The sequence below is a fragment of the Kribbella sp. CA-294648 genome (assembly GCF_050943845.1).
GTDB lineage: Bacteria > Actinomycetota > Actinomycetes > Propionibacteriales > Kribbellaceae > Kribbella.
Map to the genome: position 1 here is coordinate 1,054,364 of NZ_CP191981.1, position 23,160 is coordinate 1,077,523.

22 protein-coding genes are annotated in these 23,160 nt (G+C 68.5%); 14 read left to right on the forward strand and 8 right to left on the reverse strand.

All coding sequences use genetic code 11. The features are described 5' to 3' along the window. The first annotated feature begins 43 nt into the window (after positions 1 to 43). The 4 genes from mshA to ACQPYM_RS05170 are packed head-to-tail and all read left to right on the forward strand — an operon-like array spanning position 44 to position 3,076. Positions 44 to 1,294, forward strand: a complete 1,251-nt coding sequence (gene mshA, locus ACQPYM_RS05155; RefSeq protein ID WP_433023187.1) for a D-inositol-3-phosphate glycosyltransferase — start codon at positions 44 to 46, stop codon at positions 1,292 to 1,294. Then, complete coding sequence (locus tag ACQPYM_RS05160; RefSeq protein ID WP_433015604.1) at positions 1,291 to 1,779, forward strand: YbjN domain-containing protein; 489 nt, start codon at positions 1,291 to 1,293, stop codon at positions 1,777 to 1,779. Before mshA ends, ACQPYM_RS05160 begins: the two co-directional genes overlap by 4 nt. Before the next feature lie 9 nt (positions 1,780 to 1,788). Then, positions 1,789 to 2,535: a phosphoglyceromutase gene (locus ACQPYM_RS05165; protein WP_433015607.1), complete on the forward strand. Its 747-nt coding sequence runs from the start codon at positions 1,789 to 1,791 to the stop codon at positions 2,533 to 2,535. Positions 2,536 to 2,566: 31 nt separating this feature from the next. Then, positions 2,567 to 3,076, forward strand: a complete 510-nt coding sequence (locus tag ACQPYM_RS05170; protein WP_433015610.1) for a hypothetical protein — start codon at positions 2,567 to 2,569, stop codon at positions 3,074 to 3,076. A 45-nt stretch (positions 3,077 to 3,121) separates the two neighbouring features. Here the strand turns inward: ACQPYM_RS05170 and phoU are convergent, their stop codons facing one another. Beyond that, positions 3,122 to 3,838, reverse strand: a complete 717-nt coding sequence (phoU, locus tag ACQPYM_RS05175; protein ID WP_433015613.1) for a phosphate signaling complex protein PhoU — start codon at positions 3,836 to 3,838, stop codon at positions 3,122 to 3,124. 208 nt (positions 3,839 to 4,046) lie between these two features. Between phoU and ACQPYM_RS05180 the strand changes: the two genes are divergently transcribed. The 3 genes from ACQPYM_RS05180 to ACQPYM_RS05190 all read left to right on the forward strand — a co-directional run bounded on the left by ACQPYM_RS05180 (position 4,047) and on the right by ACQPYM_RS05190 (position 6,780). After that, on the forward strand, positions 4,047 to 5,267 hold the full coding sequence (locus tag ACQPYM_RS05180) for a sensor histidine kinase (protein WP_433015616.1): 1,221 nt from the start codon (positions 4,047 to 4,049) through the stop codon (positions 5,265 to 5,267). Beyond that, positions 5,264 to 5,941 (forward strand): response regulator transcription factor, encoded by a 678-nt coding sequence (locus ACQPYM_RS05185; RefSeq protein WP_343969754.1) that lies wholly within the window; start codon positions 5,264 to 5,266, stop codon positions 5,939 to 5,941. Before ACQPYM_RS05180 ends, ACQPYM_RS05185 begins: the two co-directional genes overlap by 4 nt. A 122-nt stretch (positions 5,942 to 6,063) precedes the next feature. After that, positions 6,064 to 6,780 carry a VOC family protein gene (locus ACQPYM_RS05190; RefSeq protein ID WP_433015619.1) on the forward strand — a complete coding sequence of 239 codons (717 nt, stop codon included), beginning with the start codon at positions 6,064 to 6,066 and terminating at the stop codon, positions 6,778 to 6,780. Here ACQPYM_RS05190 and ACQPYM_RS05195 read toward each other — a convergent pair. Next, on the reverse strand, positions 6,759 to 7,310 hold the full coding sequence (locus ACQPYM_RS05195; RefSeq protein WP_433015622.1) for a hypothetical protein: 552 nt from the start codon (positions 7,308 to 7,310) through the stop codon (positions 6,759 to 6,761). The genes ACQPYM_RS05190 and ACQPYM_RS05195 overlap by 22 nt on opposite strands. Positions 7,311 to 7,467: 157 nt before the next feature. On the opposite strand from ACQPYM_RS05195, the gene ACQPYM_RS05200 reads away from it, so the two are divergent. Next, a complete protein-coding gene (locus tag ACQPYM_RS05200) occupies positions 7,468 to 8,475 on the forward strand; it encodes an iron-siderophore ABC transporter substrate-binding protein (protein ID WP_433015625.1) in 1,008 nt (335 codons plus the stop codon). A gap of 57 nt (positions 8,476 to 8,532) precedes the next feature. On the opposite strand, the gene ACQPYM_RS05205 is transcribed toward ACQPYM_RS05200, so the two are convergent. Further along, the gene (locus ACQPYM_RS05205; protein WP_433015628.1) at positions 8,533 to 9,135 is read right to left on the reverse strand and encodes a hypothetical protein; all 603 of its coding nucleotides are present in this window, start codon (positions 9,133 to 9,135) and stop codon (positions 8,533 to 8,535) included. A gap of 254 nt (positions 9,136 to 9,389) precedes the next feature. On the opposite strand from ACQPYM_RS05205, the gene ACQPYM_RS05210 reads away from it, so the two are divergent. The 3 genes from ACQPYM_RS05210 (at position 9,390) to ispF (ending at position 11,099) form a co-directional block, all read left to right on the forward strand. Next, on the forward strand, positions 9,390 to 9,875 hold the full coding sequence (locus ACQPYM_RS05210; protein ID WP_012918679.1) for a CarD family transcriptional regulator: 486 nt from the start codon (positions 9,390 to 9,392) through the stop codon (positions 9,873 to 9,875). A 61-nt stretch (positions 9,876 to 9,936) separates the two neighbouring features. After that, on the forward strand, positions 9,937 to 10,632 hold the full coding sequence (ispD, locus tag ACQPYM_RS05215) for a 2-C-methyl-D-erythritol 4-phosphate cytidylyltransferase (RefSeq protein WP_433015633.1): 696 nt from the start codon (positions 9,937 to 9,939) through the stop codon (positions 10,630 to 10,632). Positions 10,633 to 10,634: 2 nt separating this feature from the next. Continuing rightward, positions 10,635 to 11,099: a 2-C-methyl-D-erythritol 2,4-cyclodiphosphate synthase gene (gene ispF / locus ACQPYM_RS05220; RefSeq protein ID WP_433023189.1), complete on the forward strand. Its 465-nt coding sequence runs from the start codon at positions 10,635 to 10,637 to the stop codon at positions 11,097 to 11,099. Positions 11,100 to 11,162: 63 nt separating this feature from the next. Here ispF and ACQPYM_RS05225 read toward each other — a convergent pair whose 3' ends face one another. Continuing rightward, positions 11,163 to 12,317, reverse strand: coding sequence for a nitrilase family protein (locus tag ACQPYM_RS05225; RefSeq protein ID WP_433015636.1), 1,155 nt, complete (start codon positions 12,315 to 12,317; stop codon positions 11,163 to 11,165). Here ACQPYM_RS05225 and ACQPYM_RS05230 point away from each other — a divergent pair. Further along, a complete protein-coding gene (locus tag ACQPYM_RS05230) occupies positions 12,220 to 13,086 on the forward strand; it encodes a LysR family transcriptional regulator (RefSeq protein WP_433015639.1) in 867 nt (288 codons plus the stop codon). The genes ACQPYM_RS05225 and ACQPYM_RS05230 overlap by 98 nt on opposite strands. Here ACQPYM_RS05230 and ACQPYM_RS05235 read toward each other — a convergent pair. Together ACQPYM_RS05235 and ACQPYM_RS05240 are read right to left on the reverse strand one after the other, a co-directional pair. After that, positions 13,083 to 14,375: a M1 family metallopeptidase gene (locus ACQPYM_RS05235; RefSeq protein ID WP_433015642.1), complete on the reverse strand. Its 1,293-nt coding sequence runs from the start codon at positions 14,373 to 14,375 to the stop codon at positions 13,083 to 13,085. The genes ACQPYM_RS05230 and ACQPYM_RS05235 overlap by 4 nt on opposite strands. Positions 14,376 to 14,434: 59 nt before the next feature. Next, a complete protein-coding gene (locus ACQPYM_RS05240) occupies positions 14,435 to 18,382 on the reverse strand; it encodes a Pls/PosA family non-ribosomal peptide synthetase (RefSeq protein WP_433015646.1) in 3,948 nt (1,315 codons plus the stop codon). 178 nt (positions 18,383 to 18,560) lie between these two features. On the opposite strand from ACQPYM_RS05240, the gene ACQPYM_RS05245 reads away from it, so the two are divergent. Then, complete coding sequence (locus tag ACQPYM_RS05245) at positions 18,561 to 19,202, forward strand: peptidoglycan-binding domain-containing protein (RefSeq protein ID WP_433015649.1); 642 nt, start codon at positions 18,561 to 18,563, stop codon at positions 19,200 to 19,202. 228 nt (positions 19,203 to 19,430) lie between these two features. Here the strand turns inward: ACQPYM_RS05245 and ACQPYM_RS05250 are convergent, their stop codons facing one another. Together ACQPYM_RS05250 and ACQPYM_RS05255 are read right to left on the reverse strand one after the other, a co-directional pair. After that, a complete protein-coding gene (locus tag ACQPYM_RS05250; protein WP_433015652.1) occupies positions 19,431 to 19,964 on the reverse strand; it encodes a hypothetical protein in 534 nt (177 codons plus the stop codon). A gap of 226 nt (positions 19,965 to 20,190) precedes the next feature. Next, positions 20,191 to 21,345 (reverse strand): neutral zinc metallopeptidase, encoded by a 1,155-nt coding sequence (locus ACQPYM_RS05255; protein ID WP_433015655.1) that lies wholly within the window; start codon positions 21,343 to 21,345, stop codon positions 20,191 to 20,193. A 100-nt stretch (positions 21,346 to 21,445) separates the two neighbouring features. Here ACQPYM_RS05255 and ACQPYM_RS05260 point away from each other — a divergent pair, with 100 nt between their 5' ends. After that, on the forward strand, positions 21,446 to 23,131 hold the full coding sequence (locus ACQPYM_RS05260; protein ID WP_433015658.1) for a DUF2207 domain-containing protein: 1,686 nt from the start codon (positions 21,446 to 21,448) through the stop codon (positions 23,129 to 23,131). Positions 23,132 to 23,160 lie beyond the last annotated feature (29 nt).

The window sequence follows — 23,160 nt, forward strand, 5'->3', positions numbered from 1 at the left end:
GGTGACCCAACCCTCGGTCGACCGTCCTCTTCGGCGGGTCGCGATGATCAGCCTGCACACGTCGCCGCTGGACCAGCCCGGGATCGGTGATGCCGGCGGGATGAACGTCTATGTGGTCGAGCTGGCCAAACGCCTGGCCGGGCTCGGGATCGAGGTGGACGTCTTCACCCGGGCGACTTCGTCGGCGTTGCCCGCGAAGGTCGAGCTGCTGTCCGGCGTCACCGTGCGGAACGTCGCCGCCGGTCCGTTCGAGGGGCTGTCGAAGAACGAGTTGCCCTCGCAGCTGTGCACCTTCGCCCGCGCCGTACTCCGGGCCGAAGCGATCCGCGAACCCGGGTACTACGACGTGATCCACTCGCACTACTGGCTGTCCGGCCAGGTCGGTCTGCTCGCCCGGGACCGTTGGGCCGTGCCACTCGTGCACACCATGCACACGATGGCGAAGGTCAAGAACGCCAGCCTGGCCGAGGACGACGTACCGGAGCCGCCGGCTCGCCTGCTCGGTGAGGAGCAGGTCGTCGAGGCCGCGGACCGATTGCTGGCCAACACCGACGACGAGGCGGACGCCCTGATCAGCCTGTACGGCGCGCAGCCGACGAAGGTCGGCGTGGTGAATCCCGGAGTCGACCTGGACGTGTTCAGCCCGGGGGACCAGCGGATGGCACGCAAGCAGCTCGGGCTGCCCGAGGACGCGATCGTGCTCGCGTTCGTCGGCCGGATCCAGCCGTTGAAGGCGCCGGACATCCTGATCCGGGCAGCGGCCAGGATGCTCGCGCAGGACCCGTCGCTGCGCGAGCGGCTCGTGGTGGCGATCATCGGCGGACCGTCCGGCAACGGGCTGGAACACCCCGAGTCCCACGCCGAACTGGCCCGCAAGCTGGGCGTCGACGACGTGACCCGCTTCGTGAAACCGATGGCTCGCGCCGGACTGGCCGACTGGTACCGGGCAGCCTCGGTGGTCTGCGTGCCGTCGTACTCGGAATCGTTCGGGCTGGTCGCGCTGGAGGCCCAGGCCTGCGGTACGCCGGTGGTCGCGGCGGCCGTCGGCGGGCTGACGACCGCGGTCGCGGACGGTGAGACCGGGCTGCTCGTCCCGGGCCATGACGTGGGCGACTTCGCCGACGCGCTGCACCGGATCGCGACGGATCCGCTGCTGCGCGAGACGATGAGCCACGCGGCGGTCAAGCATGCCGGTGGTTTCGGCTGGGAACTGACCGCCGAGAAGACGCTCGCGGCGTACCGGACCGCACAGCAGACGATGGCGGCCGAGCTGGCCCAGGAGGTTGGTCGATGAGAGTGTCCGCGGCGGACGTGATTCGCCAGGTACTGACGGAGAACGACCTGAGTTTCACCGAGACCGAGCCGGGGGTGTTCAGCGCGGACCTGCCCGGTGAGCGCAAGCTGAAGACGACCGTGTCGCTGACGGTGGGCAGCCAGGCAGTGCATGTGCACGCGTTCGTCGCGCGCCGCCCGGACGAGAACCACGAGGCCGTCTACCGCTGGCTGCTGGAGCGGAACCTCAAGCTGTACGGCGTCGCCTTCGCGATCGACCACCTGGGCGACATCCACCTGGACGGCCGGGTCCCGCTGCACGCGATCACCCCGGTCGAGGTGGACCGGTTGCTCGGAGCGGTGCTCGAGTACGCCGATTCGTCGTTCAACACGATCCTCGAACTCGGGTTCGCCTCCTCGATCCGCAAGGAGTACGACTGGCGGATCAAGCGCGGCGAGTCCACCCGGAATCTGGACGCGTTCATGGGCTGGCTGGAGCCTCGCTAGGCTGTCGGCATGACTTACCGCCTGATCCTGCTGCGCCACGGCCACAGCGACTGGAACGCCAAGAACCTGTTCACCGGCTGGGTCGACGTCGACCTGAACCCCCAGGGCGTCGAGGAGGCGCACCGGGGCGGCCAACTGCTGCTGGAGCGCGGGCTGCTGCCCGACGTCCTGCACACGTCGCTGCTGCAGCGCGCCATCCGGACGGCGACCATCGCCCTCGAGGAGGCCGGCCGGTCCTGGATCGACGTCCGCCGGTCCTGGCGGCTGAACGAGCGCCACTACGGCGCGCTGCAGGGCAAGGACAAGAAGCAGACCCTGGAGGAGCTCGGCGAGGAGCAGTTCATGCTGTTCCGCCGCTCCTACGACACCCCGCCGCCGCCGATCGAGCGCGGCTCGGAGTTCGACCAGGCCGGTGACCCCCGGTACGCCGGACTGCCCTCCGACATCCTGCCGGCCGCCGAGTGCCTCAAGGACGTCGTCGAGCGGATGCTGCCCTACTGGTACGACGCGATCGTGCCGGACCTGCGGGACGGCAAGACCGTCCTGGTCACCGCCCACGGCAACTCGCTGCGCGCGCTGGTCAAGCACCTGGACAACCTGGACGAGAAGACTGTCGTCGGCCTGAACATCCCGACCGGCATCCCGCTGTACTACGAGCTCGACGAGGACTTCAACCCGCTCAAGCCCGGCGGCGAGTACCTCGACCCGGATGCCGCCGCGGCGGCGATCGAAGCCGTCAAGAACCAGGGCCGCTGAGCACGGCGCGGGCGGCCAGGTGACTTCGCGAGTGGGTGAGACCTTCGACGCGGATCGTGCCGCGGCGGAGATGGAGGCGCTGCTGACGGCCGAGATCCCGGCCGAGGGCCCGACCGCAGCGGCAGGGGATCCGGACACCGGTGAGTGGACCTTCACGGTCGGCGCGGGCTTTCGGATCGTCCCGTTGTGGGAGGGCGAGGCGCTGACCGGCCTGTACGACGCCGACTGGAACGAGGCGGAGGAGGTCGGTACTGCGAACCTGGCCGCCTTGACCAAGGCACTGGAGGCCCGCTGGGGTCCACACCGGAAAGTCCGGCTGGACGGGCCGTTCCTGCGCTGGCAGGGCGGCTCACCCGTCGAGGACCTGTATGCGGCGCTGTTCGCCGAGGACCTCTACGGCGACCTCAACGCCTGGGGCCCGATCGACCCCACCGGCCGCTCCATCGCAGCAATAGTCGGCCACAGCGACGGCGACGCCCCACTGGTACTCGCCGCCCTGGTCACCGACTACCCCATCACTGAACCAGCCGACGTCACATAAAAGTAGCCCTCAGCAACTAAATGTTGCTGAGGGCTATCTCTTTGATCAGGCGTTGCCGTTGTTGTTCGGGCTGGGGGTGGAGGCGCCCGCGCCGGAGCCGGCCGCGGTGCCGCCGACGGCGACCGGGAGTTCGCCGGTGACCAGGTAGACGACCCGGCGGGCCATCGAGACCGCGTGGTCGGCGATCCGCTCGTAGTACCGGCCGAGCAGGGCGATGTCGACCGCGACCTCGACGCCGTGCGGCCAGGAGTCGTCCATCATCAGCCGGAACTGGTTGCTGCGCAGCTTGTCCATCTCGTCGTCGACGGCCTCCAGCCGGGTCGCCGCCTCGACGTCGCGGGTCTTGATCACGTCACCGGCGCCGTCGACCATCCGGCCGGCCACGGCACCCATCTCCTCGATCACCGACTGCAGCTCGGCCGGGATCGCGGGCGCCGGGTAGCGCAGCCGGGCGATCTTCGACACGTGCGCGGCCAGGTCGCCCATCCGCTCCAGGTCGGCGACCATCCGCAGCGCGGCGACCAGCATCCGCAGCTCGTTGGCGACCGGGGACTGGCGGGCCATCAGCTCGAAGACCTTCTCCTCCACGCCTTCGCCGGCCGCGTCCAGTTTGATGTCGGAGGCAATGACCTCCTCGGCCTGCCGGATGTCCGCGGTCAGCAGCGCGGTGGTGGAGCGGCGTACGGCGGTCGACACCGTCCGGGTCATCCGTTCGAGCTCGGCGAGGATGTCGTCGAGCTGCTCGTGGTAGGTGTCGCGCATCGTGTCTGCATCCGATCTGTGGTGTCAGGTCCTGCGGCGGGCGGATTACCGCGGGCACGGTTCAGTACCCGCCCACTGTGGACCGTATGCCAACCAGGTTGCCGGTCGGCGACGAGTGGTGAACGCCCGATGAACAGTTAGGACGCGTTCCGGTCATCGGGTGCTCATTCGGTCTTTCCCTGCCGGTTGCCCGCGTAGCATCGATCTCGTGGACCCCACGCTGGCTGCGGTGCTGGGCGGCGTCATCGGCGCGGCCCTGGCTCTGCTTTCGCTCGGAGCGGTGGTGCTGAGCGAGCGCTCCCAGACGAAGGTTCCGGTCTCCCCGGAGCCGATCGTGCCCAGAGGCGTCGCCACCGTCCTGTCCGTACTGCGCTCGTCCGCGGTCGTGATGGGCCCCGAGGACCAGGTGCTCCAGGCGAGTGCCCCGGCGCACGTGCTCGGCATCGTCCGGGGTGAGCGGCTGGTGGTGGACGACCTGCTGACCATGGTCCGGGCGGTCCGGCGCGACGGGGAGATCCGCCAGCAGGACCTCGAGATCGTCCGCGGCCGGCTCGGCGCCACGCAGTACGTGAGTGCCCGGGTCGCCCCGCTCGGCAGTCAGCTGGTCCTGGTCCTGGTCGAGGACCGGACCCGCGAACGCCGGCTGGACGCGATCCGCCGCGACTTCACCGTCAACGTCAGTCACGAACTCAAGACTCCCATCGGCGCGCTGATCCTGCTAGCCGACGCGGTCTCCGAGGCCTCCGACGACCCGGACGCGGTCCAGCGCTTCTCCGGCCGGATGCGGATCGAGGCGGCCCGGCTGAGCCGGCTGGTCAAGGAGATCATCGAGCTGTCCCGGCTGCAGGGCGACGACCCGCTGGAGAACCCCGGTCCGGTCGACATCAACGGCGTGATCGAGGCCGCGGTGGACCGCTGCCGGGTCGACGCCGAGGACCGCGACATCAACCTGGTGGTGAAGACCGATCCCGCGCTCGAGGTGATGGGCAGCGAGGACCAGCTGGCGATCGCGATCGGCAACCTGGTCGAGAACGCCGTCAACTACAGCCCCGACGGGACCCGGGTGGCGGTCGCCGCCCACCCGATCGGGGACCTGGTGGAGATCACCGTCAGCGATCAGGGCGTCGGGATCCCGAGCAGCGACCTGGAACGCATCTTCGAGCGGTTCTACCGGGTCGACCGGGCCCGCAGCCGCGAGACCGGCGGGACCGGCCTCGGCCTGTCCATCGTCAAGCACATCGCCTCGATCCACGGCGGCGACGTGCGGGTGTGGAGCGTCGAGGGCCAGGGATCCACCTTCACCGTCCGACTCCCGCTGCGGCTCGATCCCGCGACCGGGCAACCCACGGACCCCTCCACCCAGGAGGAGTTCGAGCAAACCCTGACGCCGACCCCGTCAGAGGAGAAAACCAAGGAGGCAGCTTCGTGACCCGAGTGCTGGTCGTCGAAGACGAAGAGAGCTACAGCGACGCGTTGTCGTACGTCCTGCGCAAGGAAGGGTTCGAGGTCGCCGTCGCGGAGACCGGGCCCGACGCGCTGGACGAGTACGACCGGGCCGGCGCCGACATCGTCCTGCTGGACCTGATGCTGCCGGGCCTGTCCGGTACCGAGGTCTGCCGCGCGCTCCGCAGCCGCGGCAACGTCCCGGTCATCATCGTCTCGGCCAAGGACACCGAGGTGGACAAGGTGGTCGGCCTCGAACTGGGCGCCGACGACTACGTCACCAAGCCGTACAGCCCCCGCGAGCTGCTCGCCCGCATCCGCGCCGTACTGCGCCGCGGCCAGGACGTCGAGCTGCTCCCGGACACCCTGGAGGCGGGCCCGGTCCGGATGGACGTCGAGCGCCACGTCGTCACGGTCGCCGGCACCGAGATCCGGCTCCCCCTGAAGGAGTTCGAACTCCTCGAGATGCTCCTCCGCAACACCGGCCGAGTCCTCACCCGAGGCCAGCTGATCGACCGCATCTGGGGCGCCGACTACGTAGGCGACACCAAAACCCTCGACGTCCACGTCAAACGCCTCCGCTCCAAACTGGAGAAAGACCCCTCCAACCCCTCCCACCTGGTAACAGTCCGAGGCCTCGGCTACAAGTTCGAGGCGTAGTACCGCGAACGGCTGGTTGGCCGTCTGCCGGTTAATTCGTGTGCGCGGTGAGTGCCTGAACGCCTAGCGTGGAAGGCTCATCGCGGCATGAAGACGCCCGCAGACGAGAGAGTGGGACAGAGATGCCTTCTGAGCTTTTTGGGCTGGGGTTCGACGCGAAGGATCCGGTTCGGCTGGCGCGGTTCTGGGGCGGGGTGCTGCAGCGGGAGCTGGTCGACAGTCCCGAGGACGGGATCGTGTTGTTGCCGGGTGACGACGTCGCCTTCCCGATTCGCTTCACGCAGTCCGACGAGCTGAAGACCGGACCGAATCAGATGCATTTCGATCTGACCAGTCAGTCGCTGGAGGATCAGCAGGAGACGGTGGCCCGGGTGCTGGAGCTGGGCGGCCGGCACCTCGACATCGGTCAGGGGCCCGACGCGAAGCACGTAGTACTGGCTGATCCTGAGGACAACGAGTTCTGTGTCATCGAGCCGGGTAACAACTTCCTCGCCGACACGGCCTTCATCGGAGCCCTGGCCGGCGACGGCACGCAGGCCGTCGGCTACTTCTGGGCCAAGGCCCTCGACTGGCCACTCGTCTGGGACCAGGACGAGGAAACCGCCATCCAGTCCCCCCGCGGCGGCACGAAGCTCACCTGGGGCGGCCCGCCGGTCAGCCCCAAAACCGGCAAGAACCGCCTGTACTTCGACCTCACCCCCGCCGCCGGCGCCGACGTACAGACCGAGCTCGACCGCCTCCTCACCCTCGGCGCCACCCGAACCGACGCCGAGGAAACCCATAGAATCGCCCTGACCGACCCCGACGGCAACGAGTTCTACGTCCTGACCCCTCGTTGACGCGAGTACCCGAATCGCTGGTCCCAGTCCGCGGGGGCGGTGGCGAGCAGTCGCTCCGCCAGGAGACGAGCCGTCTGCCGTCGAGGCGTCTCCCAGGAGCGATCGTTCGAGGCGCGCTGAACCTCGGCGACGTACTGGTTGTAGTCGAAGTGGATGTCGGGCAAGTCCCACGGCGTGCCCTCGTGGTCGGCCGCAACAGGCGATACGGGCTCGGCGAAGACGCCGACGTAGTCGCGGAAGTCGACCCAGGAGATCCGCCTGCGATCCGGTGAGGCGACGACGTACGGCGCGATGACGCCGCAGCCTGCGATGCCGCACGAGCACTGGTACAGCGCGACCCGGCCGCCGGCATCGTCCGGGATCAGTACGCCGAGAATCGCGGCCGGATCGAAGCCGCGCCAGTTCTTCGCGATCCGCTCGAACGGGTTCTCGCCGTCGACCCCGATCCCCACCACCGGCCAGTCGGTCCTGCCGTCGACGACCTCGTACTCGAGGGTCAGCACGGACGGACCTGAGTTCACATCATTCATGCGAGCGGCGTTTCGCGGCACGCCGGGAGCCATCGTCAGGGTCGGCGAACCAGCCAGAGCCCCGGAGTCTACGACCGGACCACCCTCGGCCGCCCCTCGATTATTGGGTTAACTTAGGCTGGCCTTAGTTGTGTTGTCAGCTATTGAGGAGAAGTCCATGTCCTGGTCCCGTGCCGCGGTGGTTGCGGTTGCTGCTCTGGTTGCTTCGGCTGGCCTGGTTGCTTGTGGGGGTGATGGCGACGGGGATGCCGCGCCGGTCGCGGGAGGGGGTGCGGGGTTCCCGGTCACGTTGAAGAACACGTTCGGGGAGACGACGATCCAGCGCAAGCCGGAGCGGATCGTCACGCTCGGGTGGAACGCCCAGGATGTCGTCTACGCGCTCGGTGAGACCCCCGTTGGGATGCCGAAGGTGACCTACGGGCCGACGCCGGCCGGGACGACCGCCTGGAACGCCGACAAGTTCGACCCGGCCAAGACCACCCTGCTCGACACCACCGACAGCATCCCGTTCGAGAAGCTGGCGGCGTTGCGGCCGGACGTGATCCTGGCGCCGTACGAGGGGTTCGACAGGGCGACGTACACGAAGCTGTCCGAGATCGCGCCGACGGTCGCCTACCCGGGCGCGGCCTGGCAGACCACCTGGCAGGACCAGACCACCATCATCGGCAAGGCGCTCGGCAAGTCGGCCGAGGCGGACAAGCTGGTCGCCGGGATCAAGGAGCTGACCGCGAAGGCGGCCGCCGAACACCCCGAGTTCAAGGGCAAGACGATCTCGGTGATGTCGTACGGCGCCGAGAACTACGTCTTCATGCCGGGTGATCCGCGGGTCCAGATCCTCAACGAGATGGGTTTCGTCAACGCGCCGGGCGTCGAGGCGCTGGAGAAGACCAACAGCAAGAAGGAGTTCGCGCTCACCGTCAGCAAGGAGCGGCTGGCCGACCTGGACGCAGACGTGGTGGTCGGCTACATCGACGGGATGACGCCGGAGAAGTTCGCCGCCGACCCGGTCTACGCGTCCCTCGGCTCGTACAAGAAGGGCAGCACCTACCTGATGACCGATCAGCAGGTCATCTCCGGCATGAGCTCGGTCAGCGTGCTGAGCGTGCCCTGGGTGCTGGACAAGATCCTCCCGGGCCTGGCCAAGGCAGCTCAGGCCGCTTCCTGACTGTCGCAGCCTGACCTTCACCACCACAGCCCGTACTGCGGGCTGTGGTGGCCGCTGTCAGCCGTGTGCCGGGGTCTCGCTGCTTGCCGGGGTCTCGCCGTGTGCCGGGGTCTCGCTGTGTGCTTCGGCCTCGGGGCGCGGCGACGGCGAGTAGTGGTCGGTGGTCAGCACCGGGATCGAGGTGGTGATCGGGCCGGCCGTGCCGAAGGTGATGGTCACCTTGAGCATCTGACCGGGCTTGCCGCCGGTGACCGTCACCGGCTCGTTGCCGGCCGGGGGGATCGTGTACAGCGCGCCGGCCTTCAGGTCGGCCGGCTTGAGGCCACTGAACGTGATCGACCCGGGCTGCTCGGTGCTGGCGCCCTGGGTGGCTGCCGGGTCGGCGGGGGCGGAGGCGATGCTGACCAGCTTGTCGTCGGACGAGCCGGAGTTCACGAACGCGCCGTGCAGTTCGCCCTTGCCGTCCTCGGAGGCGAGCACCAGCAGGTTGCGGACCGCGATCGACCCGGACTGTGCGTTGGTGCCCTCGGCGGGCTGGTACGGCTTGGTGGACTGGGCGTCGAAGCCGGCGCCGCAGGCGGTCACCGCGACGCTCAGAGCGACCGCGGCTCCGGCCAGGGCGGTACGCCGGACTGCCTGCGAGGACAACGTGATGGGCACTGGTGTTCCCTCTCCTACAACCCTGTGGATGCCGTCAGGCTGAAGCCTCCGGCGGAGCACAGCGTAGCGAGCGCGATGGCCGGCCTCGACGGCGACCACCCCTTTCGATGGGGTGCCGGGCAACCATGTTCGCGCGTGCGAGGCACGACGGACAGCGTTTGTCAAGGCGGGAAATGGCCTCTGACCAGCGCAAACGCCCGAACCGGACCAGCGACTGCGTGGTAGGATAGGACTCGGAAAGGGGCACGTGACATATGACTTTCACAGTCGGCGAGACGGTTGTTTACCCCAACCATGGTGCGGCCGTCATCGAGGACATCGAGACCCGTCAGATCAAAGGTGAGGACAAGACCTATCTGGTCTTGAGGATCGTCGCTCAGAACGACCTGGTCGTCCGGGTCCCCGCGTGCAACCTCGATCTTGTCGGCGTGCGTGACGTCGTGGATCAGGCCGGTCTGGAGCGCGTCTTCGACGTGCTGCGGGCTCCGCACACGGAGGAGCCGACCAACTGGTCGCGTCGTTACAAGGCGAACCTGGAGAAGCTGCACTCCGGTGACGTGATGAAGGTGGCAGAGGTCGTTCGCGACCTGTGGCGCCGTGAGCGTGACCGCGGCCTCTCCGCCGGTGAGAAGCGGATGCTGGCGAAGGCTCGCCAGATTCTGGTCTCCGAGCTGGCCCTGGCCGAACACACCAACGAGGACAAGGCGGAAGCCATCCTCGACGAGGTCCTCGCCTCCTGACCGAACCTGGTCAGCAGTGGAGTCGGGGCAACGCGACTGATCTGTCCGGCATGATGTCGTCGTGAGTACTGCGGCGATCATTCCGGCGGCCGGTCTCGGGCTCAGGCTCGGTGGTGAGGCACCAAAGGCATTGCGAGAGGTCGGTGGCGAATCGCTGCTGGTCCACGCCCTGCGTGGACTGCGGGCAGCGACCGCCGCCGACCTCGCCTGCTTCGTGGTCGCGGTGCCCCCCGGCACCGAGGACGACGTCCGCAAACTGCTCGAGCCGTACTCCGGTCCGGTGGCGCTGCACGTCGTTGCCGGTGGCGCCGAACGGACCGACTCGGTCCGGCTGGCCCTCGAACTGGTCCCCGCCACGGGGATCGACTGCGTGCTGGTCCACGATGCGGCCCGGCCGTTCGTTCCCGCCGAGGTGATCGAGCGAGTCGTTGCGGCCGTGCTGGCCGGCGCGCCCGCGGTCATCCCGGTGATCCCGGTGACCGACACGATCAAGCGGGTCGATGCCACGGGTCTGGTGGTCGACACGCCCGACCGCTCGACGCTGGTCGCAGTACAGACTCCGCAGGGGTTCGAGCCGGCTTTGTTGCGGCGGGCCCATAACGGTGACGTCACCGGTGCGACCGATGACGCGATGCTGTGCGAGCGGCTCGGCGTACCGGTGCAGACTGTGGAGGGATCGCAGGATGCGTTCAAAGTGACGCGACCGCGCGACCTGATCCTCGCTGAGTCCCTGCTGGCTGAGAGGCGTCGCTCGTGAAGGTGCCACGCGTGGGGACAGGCGTCGACGTCCATCCCGTCGAGGAAGGCCGCCCGATGTGGCTGGCCGGACTGCACTGGCCGGAAGAGACCGCCGGGCCGTCGGGTCACTCCGACGGCGACGTGGCAGCCCATGCCGCCTGCGACGCTTTGTTGTCAGCGGCAAGACTCGGCGACCTCGGCTCCAACTTCGGTACGTCGGAACCCCAGTGGGCCGGCGCCTCAGGTGCCACCCTGCTCGGCGAAGCGGCTCGCCGCGTCCGCGCCGCCGGCTTCGAGATCGGCAACATCTCCGTCCAGGTGATCTGCAACCGTCCCCGCTTCGCGGCCCGCCGCGAGGAGGCCGAGAAAGCCCTCAGCGCCGCGTGCGCCGCTGACGTCTCCGTCTCGGCCACCACCACCGACGGCCTGGGCCTGACCGGCCGAGGCGAGGGGATCGCCGCGATAGCGACTGCCCTCGTCTATTGAGCGCCGAACCTCCAGCCCGTCAAACGACGCCGCCCCAGCGAGCCGCCCAGGGGACCGCAGCCTTCAGCGACCCCCATTGATGGGCTGGACGTCCGTCGGCTCCGTCGAGAAGCGTGCTGCTCGTGGGTCCAGCTCATCGCCGCGGACCTCGGTGAGGATCCCGTAGAGTTCCGGCCGGCGGCCGCGGAGCCAGCGGCGACCGGTTGCCAGCGGCACCAGATCCAGGTCCAGCTCGGCCAGTACTACGGCCTCGGCGGGCGCGGGCGTCTCGGCGATGATCCGGCCGTAGGGGTCGATCACCATCGCGTTGCCGGTGCGCAGCTCGTCGTCGTCGCGGCCGACCCCGTTGCTGAAGAGCACGAAGAGACCGTTGTCGTGGGCGCGGGCGGGCAGCCACCTCAGCAACCACTCGCGTCCGTTCGGGCCGTTGAAAGCTCTCTCCACCGCGGCGGGATCGGTCAGCCGGTTGTCCCAGACCTCACGGGGGATCGGCTTCATGCCGTGCGGGCTGACCGAGTTGGTCCCGCCGGTCTGGTGCGGCGCCAGCAGGACGGTTGCTCCCAGCAACGCGGTGGCGCGGACATTCTCGACGAGGTTGTTGTCCCAGCAGATCAGGACGCCGACCCGGACCTGCCAGGGCGTGTCGAAGACGGTGAAGCGCGCGCCGCTGGAGATCGCCGGGTGCTCGAAGGCGTGCAGCTTGCGGTGCACGTGGACGGTGCCGTCGGGCAGGCAGACGGCGTACGAGTTGAACAGGGTGCCGGCGTCGGTCTCGAGCCAGCCGACGCCGAGGCCGGCTTCGAGTTCCATCGCGAGCGAGCGGATCTGGCTGATGGCCGGACCGCTGACGGGCTCCGCCAGTGCGTGCAGGCGGTCGGCGGTATGGCGCCGGAGGTGCCAGTAGCCGAGCAGGCACATCTCGGGGAAGACGACGAGTTGGGCGCCGTCGGCAACGGCCTGCCGGGCGAGCCGGGTGATGATCTCGAGGTTGCGGTCCGGCCGGTCGGGGACGGCCTCGAACTGGACGACGGCACTGCGCAGGATGCTCACCTTCACTATCGAAGTCCGGATTTTCCATGCCGTCCAATAGCGGTTGGATGGCGTTCCATATCCTGAAGTTATGGATCTTCGGTTGCTGCAGGCCTTCGTCACAGTGGCCCGCTGCGGGAGTTTCGGCGCTGCGGCGATCGAGTTGGCGACGAGCCAGCCCGCCCTCACGAAGCAGATCCAGCAGCTCGAACGACGGCTCGGGTCGACGCTCTTCGATCGCGGCCGGCACGGAGCCCGGCTGACACCTACCGGCGAGCTGCTGTTGCCCGATGCCCTTGACGTCCTGCGCAGAGCCGAGTTGTTCGAGCGACGGGCCGCACAGGTAGCTCTCGGGGTGGAGGGAGCGCTGACGATCGGCTTCGGTATGTCCAGCATCGAGCTGGCCCCACGAGCGGTCGCGCTGTTCCGAAGCCGCTACCCGAGAGTCGAGGTGACCCTCGACGACATGTCCTCAGCAGTCCAGTACGAGCGACTCTTGACCGGCAGCCTCCAGGTCGGCCTGGTCCGCCTGCCCGTGCCACCCGGCCTCAAGCACCTCCGGCTGAAGAAGGACCGACTCGCACTCGCAGTACCAACCGGTGAGGTCGTCCCGAAAGCCTTGGCAACCTGGTTGCATGGCCGGCAACTGATCCGCCTCGCCCCCGAACGCGGCCCAGGCCTGACCGCCCAGATCACCACCCTGTACTCCGAACTCGGCTGCCGGCCACTGGTCCTCCAGGAAGCCGCCGACCTGCAAACCGTCCTCGCCCTGGTAGCCGCCGGCGTCGGCCCAGCCGTAGTACCGGCAACCGCAGCATCAACCGCCTCGGATGCCGTCCGCCTCATCCCCATCCATCACGACGCAGCAACCTGGTGGACAGGCGCAGCCTGGAACCCCGCCTTCCCCACCCCACTCGTCCCGCACTTCCTGACCGCCGCCAGCCAGGTCTCCAGCTAGCGACGGCGGCGAGGGAGAGCCGGGAGCTCGGTGGCGTCCAGCCAGACGGCGAAGAGGGCCTGCAAGGCGTACGGGTCCTTGCTGAAGGTTGCTGCCAGGGAGATGAAGTCTTCGGTGGTGACCGAGCCGTGGCGGTGGGTTCGGGTGTAGGTGCGGAGCAGGTCGAAGAAGGCGTCGTCGCCCAGGTGGAGGCGGAGTACGTGGAGGGTGATGGCGCCGCGCTTGTACAGGCGGTCGTCGAACATCAGGGTGGGGCCGGGGTCGGAGAGGAGCAGGTCCTGGGGGAGGGCGCGGAGGCGGGTGTGGGCCTTGGAGACCTGCTGGGATGCGGTGAGACCGCCGGACTCCTCTGACCAGAGCCACTCGGCGTAGCAGGCGAAGCCTTCGTTGAGCCAGATGTCCTGCCAGCGGGAGGGCGTCAGGCTGTTGCCGAACCACTGATGGGCCAGCTCATGTGCCACCAGCCGCTCGGAGCCGCGCTTGCCGTCCACATGGTTGCTGCCGAACACAGAGATGCCCTGGGCCTCCAAGGGGATCTCCAGCGGATCGTCTGTCACCACTACGGTGTAGCCGCCGAACGGGTACGGGCCGAAGAGCTTGATGAACAACCGCATCATGTCCTGCTGCCGCCCGAAGTCCGACCGGAAGTCCCGCAGCTGCGACGCGGGCAGCACGGCTCGCGTGGTTACGGGAGACTCGGCCAGCTCCAGTACGTCGTACCGGCCGATCTGCACGGTCGCCAGGTACGTCGCCATCGGTGCGGCCTGGTCGAAGACCCAGCTGGTCCGGCTGGCCTTGGTACGGCGCGACACGAGCCGCCCGTTCGCCACCACGTGGTACGGCGACTCGGTGGTGATCGTGATCCGGTAGTGCGCCTTGTCGCTGGGGTGGTCGTTGCAGGGGAACCAGGTCGCGGCGCCGCTCGGCTGGCTGGCGACGATCACGCCCTCGGTCAGCTCCTCCCAGCCGAGCTCACCCCACGGGCTGTCGACGGGAGCGGGGTTGCCGGAGTACTGGACGTCCACCACGAACTCGGCGCCGTCGGCAATCGCCGGAGACGGCCAGACGTGCAGTTTGCCGTTGCGGTGTGCGTACCGGCTGGCGCGACGGCCGTTCACGAACACCTTGGCCACGCGGAGACCGGCGAGGTCGAAGCTGACCCGGGACAGTGCCTGGGTCGCGACGGCCGTGATGGTCGCCTTGCCGCTCAGGCGGTTGCTGCTGACCCGGTAGTCGAGGTCCAGCTCGTAGGACTCCACCTGGTAGCCGCTGTTGCCATGGGTCGGCACATAGCGATCACCTGCTGAGTCCCCACCCGGTTCGCCCCTGTCGGTGTCACGGGAAACCATCAACCCTGCCAGGGCGCGATCGGGTTGCCGGCCCAGCGGGACCCGGCCGGAACACTCTCACCGCGCATCACCAGCGACACCGGGCCGATGGTCGCGCCCGTTCCGATCGAGGAGGCCGGCAGGACGATGCCGTGCGGGCCCAGGGTCGAGCCAGGGCCGAAGGTGACGGTGTTCATCGACAGGAGTCTGTCATGAAACAAGTGCGTCTGAAGGACGCAGCCGCGATTCACCGTGGCACCGTCGCCGAGCGTGATCAGGTCGGCCTCGGGCAGCCAGTAGGTCTCGCACCAGACGCCCTTGCCGATCTTCGCGCCCAGCGACCGCAGCCACAGCGCGAGCACCGGCGTCCCCGCCGCCGCGTTGGCGAACCAGGGCGCGGCGACCAGCTCGACGAAGTTGTCGACGACCTCGTTGCGCCAGACGAACGAGCTCCACAGCGGGTATTCCCGGGCACGCGTCTTGCCGACGATCAGCCACTTGGCCACGGTCGCCATCCCGCCGGCCACCGCGCCCGCGGCCAGAATCACCACACCGGACAACAGAAACGTCGGCCACGGCCCGAGCCACAAGTCCAGCGCCTGCAGGGCAAACAGCACTCCGAGCGCGATCAGGACCGTGCACATCATCGGCACGAACCGGCACAGCTCGACTGCGGCCCGCGCGAACTTCAGCCGCAACGGCGGGTTGAACGTCCGGCTCTGGTCGCCGTCGATGGTCTGCCGGCGCAGCTTCACCGGTGGACTGCCGAGCCACGACGTACCGGCCTTGGACTTCTTAGGAGCGGCAGACAGTACTGCGACCAGGCCGTTCTTGGGCACCGAACGGCCGGGCGCGGTCATCCCCGAGTTGCCGAGGAAGGCGCGCTTGCCGACCTTGGCGGCGCCCACATGCAGCCAGCCACCGCCGAGCTCGTACGACGCGATCATCGTGTCGTCGGCCAGGAACGCGCCCTCACCGACAGTGGTCATCTTGGGCAGCAGCAAGACGGTCGAGGCCTCGACGTCGCGGCCGATCTTCGCGCCGAGCGCGCGCAGCCACCAGGGCGTCAGCAGACTCGCGTAGAGCGGGAAGAGCAGCGTGCGAGCCGAGTCGAGCAGCCGCTCGGTGGCCCACACCTGCCACCCGATCCGGCTGCGTACCGGATAGTGGCCGGGCTTGATACCGATACCGAGCAGCCGTACTCCGACCAGGGTGAGGAGCGCGAGCGTGACGAAGCCGACCAGTGTCATCAGCGGGATCGCCCAAAACGCCTGCAGGGCGGCTTCTCCGAGCGAACTGGTGCCGACGACGGCGTTGCGTAGTACGAGGATCGCGGCGATGGCTGCGCCCAGGGGGAGGAGCGACATCAGGGCGGAGGCAGCGCCGTACGCGAGGACCCACCAAGGGGCGCGGGCGGGGCGCTCGTCCGGCCACGGGTGGCGGGCCTTGCCAACCCGTGTCGCCGGGGAGCCGGACCAGCGCTCTGCAGGCGGTACCTTGCCGGAGACGGCTGAGCCTGCGGCGATCTCCGCGTTGCGGCCGACCTCTGCGCCCGGCAGGAGAGTGCTGCGGGAGCCGATGACGGCGTCCGCGCCGACAGTGACAGTACCGACGTGCAGGCGGTCGCCGTCGATCCAGTAGCCGGACAGGTCGACCTCTGGCTCAATGGACGCGCCACGGCCCATGGTGAACATGCCGGTCACGGGCGGGAGCGTGTGGAGGTCGACACCGCGGCCGATCTTCGCACCGAGAGCCCTTGCGTAGTAGGCGATCCAGGGCGCCCCGGCGAGGTTGGCCGCACCCGCGGCGTCCGCGAGGTTCTCTGCGGCCCACAGGCGCACGTGGACGTTGCCGCCGCGCGGGTAGATGCCGGGCTTGAGCCCGCGCAGCAGTAGCCGGGCACCGACGACAGCGATGCCCATGCGGCCCGCAGGGGTGATCAGGATCAGCCAGCCAGCCAGGATCCACCACCACGACACTGTGCGCATCCAGGGGTGCGGGCCGTCGGTCAGCGCCAGCAGGTTGTTCAACGTGAAGAGCCAGACCAGCCAGCGCACTCCGACCACTGTCTGCAGTAGCAGTGTCAGTGCGGTCTGTAGCAGCTGTGTGCCCGGCGGAGTCGGCCGGACCTCACGGATCTCCACGGGCACGGTAGTGGACTTGAAGGAGTCCAGCCGGTCAGCCAGTGCGCCCAGCCGCGGGTACTCGTAGATGTCGCCGACAGTGGCTTCGGGGTACCGCTCCCTGAGCGCAGAGACCAGCTGTGCCGCCGCGAGACTGCCGCCGCCGTGCAGGAAGAAGTCATTGTCAGCACCGGTGACTGTTGCGCCCAGTACCTTCGTCCAGCGCTCTGCCAGCCAGGCAGCTGTTCCGTCTAGCTCAGCAGGCGGGCCGTCCGTGTCCATGCCGGGCAGCGGCCAGGGCAGGGCGTTCCGGTCGACCTTGCCGGAGGTCCTGGTGGGCAGTGTGTCCGTAACGGCCAGCAGCGGTACCAGTGCAGCCGGCAGCTCCGCCCGGAGCCGTTCAGTCGCCGCCTGCAGGTCAAACGACTCAGGGTCATCCGGTACGACGTACCCGACCAGCAACTGATTCCCAGCGCCACTAGTCCGTACTGCGGCTGCCGCGCCGCTGACGCCAGGCAGAGACTGCAGTGCCGCATCCACCTCGCCCAGCTCGATCCGCCGGCCACCCAGCTTGATCTGCTCGTCGGCCCGGCCCATGAACACCAGGCCCTCGGCTTCGTTGCGGACCAGGTCACCACTGCGGTACGCGCGCTCCCAGCCGAGCGACGGCATCGGCGCGAACTTCTCCGCATCCTTGGCCGGATCGAGGTACCGGGCCAGGCCGACACCGCCGATGATCAGCTCACCGGTGCCGCCCTCCGGTACTTCGTTGCCTTCAGCATCGACTACGGCAAGATCCCAGCCGTCCAGCGGCAGCCCGATCCGGACCGGTCCTTCGCCGGTCAGTTGCGCGCCGCAGGCAACCACAGTCGCCTCGGTCGGACCGTACGTGTTCCAGACTTCGCGGCCGTCGACAGCCAATCGCTCGGCCAGCTCCGGCGGGCACGCCTCGCCACCGAAGATCAGCAGCCGTACGTTGTCCAGGGCATCCGACGGCCAGAGCGCGGCGAGCGTCGGTACGGTCGACACGATGGTGATGCCCTGGGCAACCAGCCACGGTCCGAGATCCATGCCACTGCGGACGAGTGAGCGCGGCGCGGGCACCAGGCAGGCGCCGTACCGCCAAGCGAGCCACATCTCCTCGCAGGACGCGTCGAAGGCGACCGAGAGGCCGGCCAGGACGCGATCGTCGGGGCCGATCGGCTCCTTCTGCAAGAACATCCGGGCCTCGGCGTCGACGAACGCGGCGGCGGATCGGTGCGTGACGGCGACGCCTTTGGGCACGCCGGTCGATCCCGAGGTGAAGATGATCCAGGCGTCGTCGTCCGGAGACGGGCCGTCGGATCGATGGGCGGTGCGCACGGCTTCCGTAGTACGGGCTGTCGTTGTTCCGGGGTCGTCCATGCGGGCGGAGTACGGGAAGTCGTAGTAGCCGTCCGCTGCGTCGGCTACTGGCCTTGGGCTTGGGCGGAGGGATGTGATCTCGAGGTCGTCGGTGACGACGGCGGCTACCGCAGCCTCACCGAACACGAGCTCGGCGCGTTCGGCGGGGTCATCGGCGTCGACGGGGACGTAGGCCGCGCCCGCCTGCAGCGTGCCGAGGATCGCGACGTACAGGTCGTTGTGGCCCGAAGAGATCCGTACGCCGACGCGGTCGCCGGGCCCGATGCCGAGCTCGGTCAGCTTGCGGGCGAAGCCGGTGACGTGGTTGAGCAGCTCGCGATAGCTCAAACTCACACTGCCGTCGTCCAGCGCCGGCTCGTCGGGATGGGTGGTCGCCGTCGCCTGCAAGATGTCGACAAGCGTCCGCTCGGACGGAGCGCTGTCCCCCCGTCGCAAAGTCACGGGGCGGATGATACGCCGCTCAGACGACGCGAACTCCAACTCCGGGCCAACATGCGGAACGAGGCGCTCCAAGTACGGGCGGAGTACGGGCAGTGGATTGTTGCCGCTGGTTCCTATTGTGCGGAGTTCAGTAGACAACCACGTACGGCCGGGGGCCGTACAAGGAGGAAATAACCAGATGAGAAACATCCTGCGTCGCCGCACCCGGGGCGCCGTCCTGGCCACAGCGCTGATCGGCGGACTGCTCTCGGTGGTCGGGCCCGCAACTCAGGCCCAGGCCACCACCGCACCTGAGCCGGATGCCGTCACCCAGGCCCAGGCGGCCAGTTGCTCCGGCACCTACCTGGCCTACGGCAGCACTGGCACCTGCGTGCGGGTTCTCCAGACAAACCTGGGCGGCCTCACGGTGGACGGCAGCTACGGCGCGGCGACGCGCACCCGCGTCCGCCACTTCCAGGCCGACGCCGGCCTCGGCGTCGACGGCAGGGTCGGCCCGCAAACGTGGGGCAAGCTGGGGAAGTACGGCAAGGCGCTGGGATGGGTCCACGGCGGCACCCTGTTCATGTGCGAGAAGAGCTCCACGCGCTTCCAGTACTCCTTCTGGAACAACTCGGGCGAAGAGGCCTATTGGACAATGTTCATGACGGAGACGTACCTCCTCGGGGATTGGCTCCGGGACGACCGGATCGAGATCCAGGGCACAATGCCCGCCGGCTCCAGGGCCACAAGAACGTTCACTGTCGTCCACTGGCCGGACATCAAATGGACCACCTCGAACGTCCGCGACTTGTCCCGCGCCAGCCTCCCCACCTGCGGCTGACCGGCGGCTGACCTGCGGCTGACCGGCCGCTGGAGGAGCTGACACCCAACACCTCCGCAGCCTTTCGCCGGTGCAGGCCTTCGTGACGGGGGCCAGGCATGCACCCGACGAGCTTTGGGAGCAGGCCGCAGAGGAATGAGCCAGGCCCAGTCGATTACTGCAATCGGCTGGGCCTTGCCTGCTTAGAGCTGTCGAGCCCGCCGCGGGCCGGCGATTTGGCGATGTCGCCTACGGACGCAGTCGAGCCCGGCTTCGGCGGCGCTTTCGCCTTGCCCGCCAACGGACAAGATCTTGCGACTTTGCCTTGGCCAGACGTCGAACCCGTTGCAGACGAGATCCCTTCGGGACTCCGAGATCACCCCGCATAGCCGCCAGCAAGGTGTGTTCCGCGGTATGGCACTTGAACATCGCCTGTGTAGCGCGGTCGCCGAGGCTGTCCTTCCCTTCGAGGTCCAGCACATGCAGAAAGAACAGCGCATCCCCCCACGCTTCCGAGACCGAAGGGCTGGCGTAGAGCCGAATCCTCGAATCGCTGACGGGTGGCACCTCTGGTCCCGGCGGTCCAGCACCGAATACCTCGATACCCACCGCATCGTGAATACGCCGGGATCGATAGGCGTATTCGTCAAGCATGTCCTGATACAGCGCCTCAACCCGTGCGTGGTGCCGAGATTCACGCCCAGTCCCACGCCCCCCGAAGTAGCCGGCCGCCATACCGACCAGCGCGACTACATACGGTCCACCCTCCTTGATCACGCTCACGACCGAACTCATTGCTGCCCCTAGCTCTCCGTAAAACGACGATCTTCGCCCAGTGCCCGATGAGTCTCATCGACGGGGCCGGACGGCGTTGGCAACGGGGCGCGCTCTCGCGTCAGCGTGTGCGACGGCGGGGTTCGTGGATGGGTGGGTGGGAGCGGTCGCGTGTGAGCGACGGAGGAGCGAGCGGAGCGGCTGCGCGGGGGAGTTGGCCCCCGCGCAGTACCGGTTATTTGACCTGGTCTTCTTTGGCGGCGTAGGTGTTGCAGGCTTTGGTTTCGCCGACGTTGAGGCCGTTGACGATCCAGAAGCCCTGGCTGGTGGCGAGGCCGTGGGTTCTTTCGGCTTCGGGGGTGTCGGGGGAGTCGCCGAAGCTGTTGCTGGCCTGGAACTCGAACTCTTTCAGGCGGTTCATGAACGGATACGACTTCGCCACCGAGCGGCTGAAGACGCCGGCGAAACAGGACGCCTGCAGCTCGTTCCGGCGGGACATCTCGAGCTTGCGCTCGGGGTGGTCCTGCACGAAGGCGGCGCGGGCGTAGAAGAGGTCCGACACGCCCTGGATGTGGTGCCCGTACTCGTGCGCGATCGTCATCAGGTAGGCGAGGTCTTCCTTCGGCCCGAACGCCTTGTTCATCTGCTTCACGTCGGTGTACATCACCTTGTTGCCGTAGCAGTAGAAGGCGAGCACCCGGCCGGACATCGGCGCGAACTGGCCGCAGGGCGTGGAGACCGGCTGGTCGAAGACGACGAGACCCGGGTCGGGTTCCGTCTTGCCTGCCTTCTGGAAAGCCGGCCGCCAGGCGTCGTTCAGGCACTTGAACAGCTTCTCGTAGTAGACCTTCTGCGCCGCCAGGCTGCCGTCACCGAGCTTGGTCGCCGGGCAGTCCAGTTCGCCCAGGCCGCCGGACCGGTAGATCGGCGCGTTCACCAGGTAGTCCTCGGCCGAGCCCTCAGGCGCGCTCGTCGTGGGGGTCGGCACCACTGACGGGCCACTGATCTGCGGGCCTGCCGTGTCGGTGGAGTCGTCACCGCCCAGCGCTACGCCGATGACGGCCAGTGCGATGCCGAGCACCGCGACGACGCTGAAGCCGAGCAGTACCAGCCGCATCGCGCCACCTCGCCGCGGCGGAGGCGGCTGGAAGCCGTTGAACTGGTTGGGACCACCGTACTGTGGCGGACCCCACTGCCCCGGGTACTGCTGCGGCTGCCCGTACTGCGGTGCGCCTTGCTGGGGTTGCCCGTACTGCGGTGCGCCCGGCTGCGGGTACTGCCCCGGCGGAGGCGCGGGTCGCCACTGCGTCTGCTGCGGCGGCGGCAGTACGCCGGGAGGCGGGGCGGGCCGGTCCTGGGGACGGCCGCCGTACCCGTACGGGGTGCTCACGTGTCGTTGCCCCTTCAGCTGGATGTTCGGTCGGACTCGTCCGGCGCTGCTCCCGATCGGGAGTTCGCAGGACGAACCGGCACGAGACTACTCTCGACCCATGTCACTGAAGAGCCGACTGTTGCCGGCCGCCCTGCTCGTGTCTCTGACAGTCCCTATCGTTGCCCTCGGCACGTTGCCGGCCCACGCCGCCGACGACCAGATCACCGGGTACGCCGCCGAGGCGTCGCTGACCGGTGACGGTGTGCTCAAGGTCAAGGAGACGGTCGACCTGACCGCGGGCGGTGACACGTTCGCGCGGACCCTGACCACCCGGGTCCGGTCGGACTCGGACCGGGACCGCACCTACGACATCCGCAACGTGTCGGCCACGGTGAACGGCCAGCCCGCCGAGAACTTCTCCGACGAGGCGGTCGACAACGGCCGCCGGCTCAGCCTCAAGGTGTCCGGCGCGGCCAAGGTCGTCTACAGCTACGAGGTCGGCAACGTCGTCGCCGACTCGACCGAGGGCCGCGAGGTCAGCTGGCCGATCATCCAGGGCTACGGCGTCGGCATCCCGAAGGCGACCGTGTCGGTGACGGTGCCGTTCGCCACCTGGGTGACCTGCTTCGCCGGCCGGGTCGGCTCGAGCATGCCGTGTACTACGTCACAGCTGGCCGAGTCGGCCGCGCTGGAGATCGAGCAGAACGGCGTACCGGCGGGTGGGCGGCTCACCTTCCTGACCGGGTTGAGCAGCCAGGCGTCGGTCCAGCCCAACGCGGAGTTCAAGACCCGCTGGACCCTGGGCAACGCGTTCACCGTCGACAGCTCGACGGTCGGGCTGAGCGTGCTGTTGCTCGGCCTCGGCGTACTGGGGGCCGCCGCACTGTGGTTCCTGCGCGGCCGGGATGCGGTCAAGGTCGGCCCGGGTGCGCCGGAGCGGCCGGTGCTCGACGGTGCGGACGGGCCGCAGTTCGCGGCGCCCGACGGGATCCGGCCCGGCCAGGTCGGCACCGTGGTGGACGAGACCGCCGATGTGGTCGACATCACCGCGACATTGCTGGACCTTGCCGTGCGCAACTACCTGACCATCGTCGAGCTGCCGCGCGAGTCGGAGTTCGGCAAGCTGGACTGGGAGTTGCAGCGACTCCACGCCGGCGGTCCGGAGCTGTTGCCGTACGAGAAGGCCTTGCTGGAGGCGGTTTTCGCCGAAGGGGAGAGCGTGCGGGTATCCGCTCTCGGGTACGGGCTGCGGTCGCGGCTCAACCTGGTCCGCGAGCAGCTGTACGGCGATGTCGTCACGCAGGGCTGGTTCGCCAGCCGCCCCGACGCGGTGCGGAACCGGTGGACGACCGCCGGACTCGTCCTGCTGGGCGCCGGTGTGGTGCTGACGATCGTGCTTGCCATCGCGACCAAGTTCGGGCTGGTCGGCTTCGCGGTGATGCTGGCCGGTCTGGTGCTGACGCTGGTCGGCCAGATCGCTCCTGCCCGGACGGCTCGCGGTGCCGCGGTACTGGGTCGCGTGGCCGGGCTGCAGCGCTACCTGGCTGACGAGACTTCGGCGGACCTGCCGCAGAGCCACCGGCTCGAGTTCGCATCCCGGTGCCTGCCGTACGCCGCAGTACTGGGGCTCACGGAGAAGTGGGCCCTGGAGATCGCGGCGACCGATGACGACGACGACCCGGACGCGGGGATCGGCTGGTACTCCGGTCCGGAGAACTGGCATCTGTCCGACATCGGGGAGTCCCTGTCGAACTTCGTCACCGCGTTCGGTGGCACCCTGTCGACGGCTCGCCGGTTGTTCTGAGCAACGGAAAAGGCCCGGGATCCCTTGTA

What these genes read in the sequence shown, in the direction of transcription:
- mshA (WP_433023187.1), top strand. Translation starts at nt 44, where the DNA reads ATGATCAGCCTGCACACGTCGCCGCTGGACCAGCCCGGGATCGGTGAT.
- ACQPYM_RS05210 (WP_012918679.1), top strand. Translation starts at nt 9,390, where the DNA reads ATGACTTTCACAGTCGGCGAGACGGTTGTTTACCCCAACCATGGTGCG.
- ACQPYM_RS05165 (WP_433015607.1), top strand. Translation starts at nt 1,789, where the DNA reads ATGACTTACCGCCTGATCCTGCTGCGCCACGGCCACAGCGACTGGAAC.
- ACQPYM_RS05245 (WP_433015649.1), top strand. Translation starts at nt 18,561, where the DNA reads ATGAGAAACATCCTGCGTCGCCGCACCCGGGGCGCCGTCCTGGCCACA.
- ACQPYM_RS05190 (WP_433015619.1), top strand. Translation starts at nt 6,064, where the DNA reads ATGCCTTCTGAGCTTTTTGGGCTGGGGTTCGACGCGAAGGATCCGGTT.
- ACQPYM_RS05200 (WP_433015625.1), top strand. Translation starts at nt 7,468, where the DNA reads ATGTCCTGGTCCCGTGCCGCGGTGGTTGCGGTTGCTGCTCTGGTTGCT.
- ACQPYM_RS05160 (WP_433015604.1), top strand. Translation starts at nt 1,291, where the DNA reads ATGAGAGTGTCCGCGGCGGACGTGATTCGCCAGGTACTGACGGAGAAC.
- phoU (WP_433015613.1), bottom strand. Translation starts at nt 3,838, where the DNA reads ATGCGCGACACCTACCACGAGCAGCTCGACGACATCCTCGCCGAGCTC.
- ACQPYM_RS05195 (WP_433015622.1), bottom strand. Translation starts at nt 7,310, where the DNA reads ATGAATGATGTGAACTCAGGTCCGTCCGTGCTGACCCTCGAGTACGAG.
- ACQPYM_RS05260 (WP_433015658.1), top strand. Translation starts at nt 21,446, where the DNA reads ATGTCACTGAAGAGCCGACTGTTGCCGGCCGCCCTGCTCGTGTCTCTG.
- ACQPYM_RS05230 (WP_433015639.1), top strand. Translation starts at nt 12,220, where the DNA reads ATGGATCTTCGGTTGCTGCAGGCCTTCGTCACAGTGGCCCGCTGCGGG.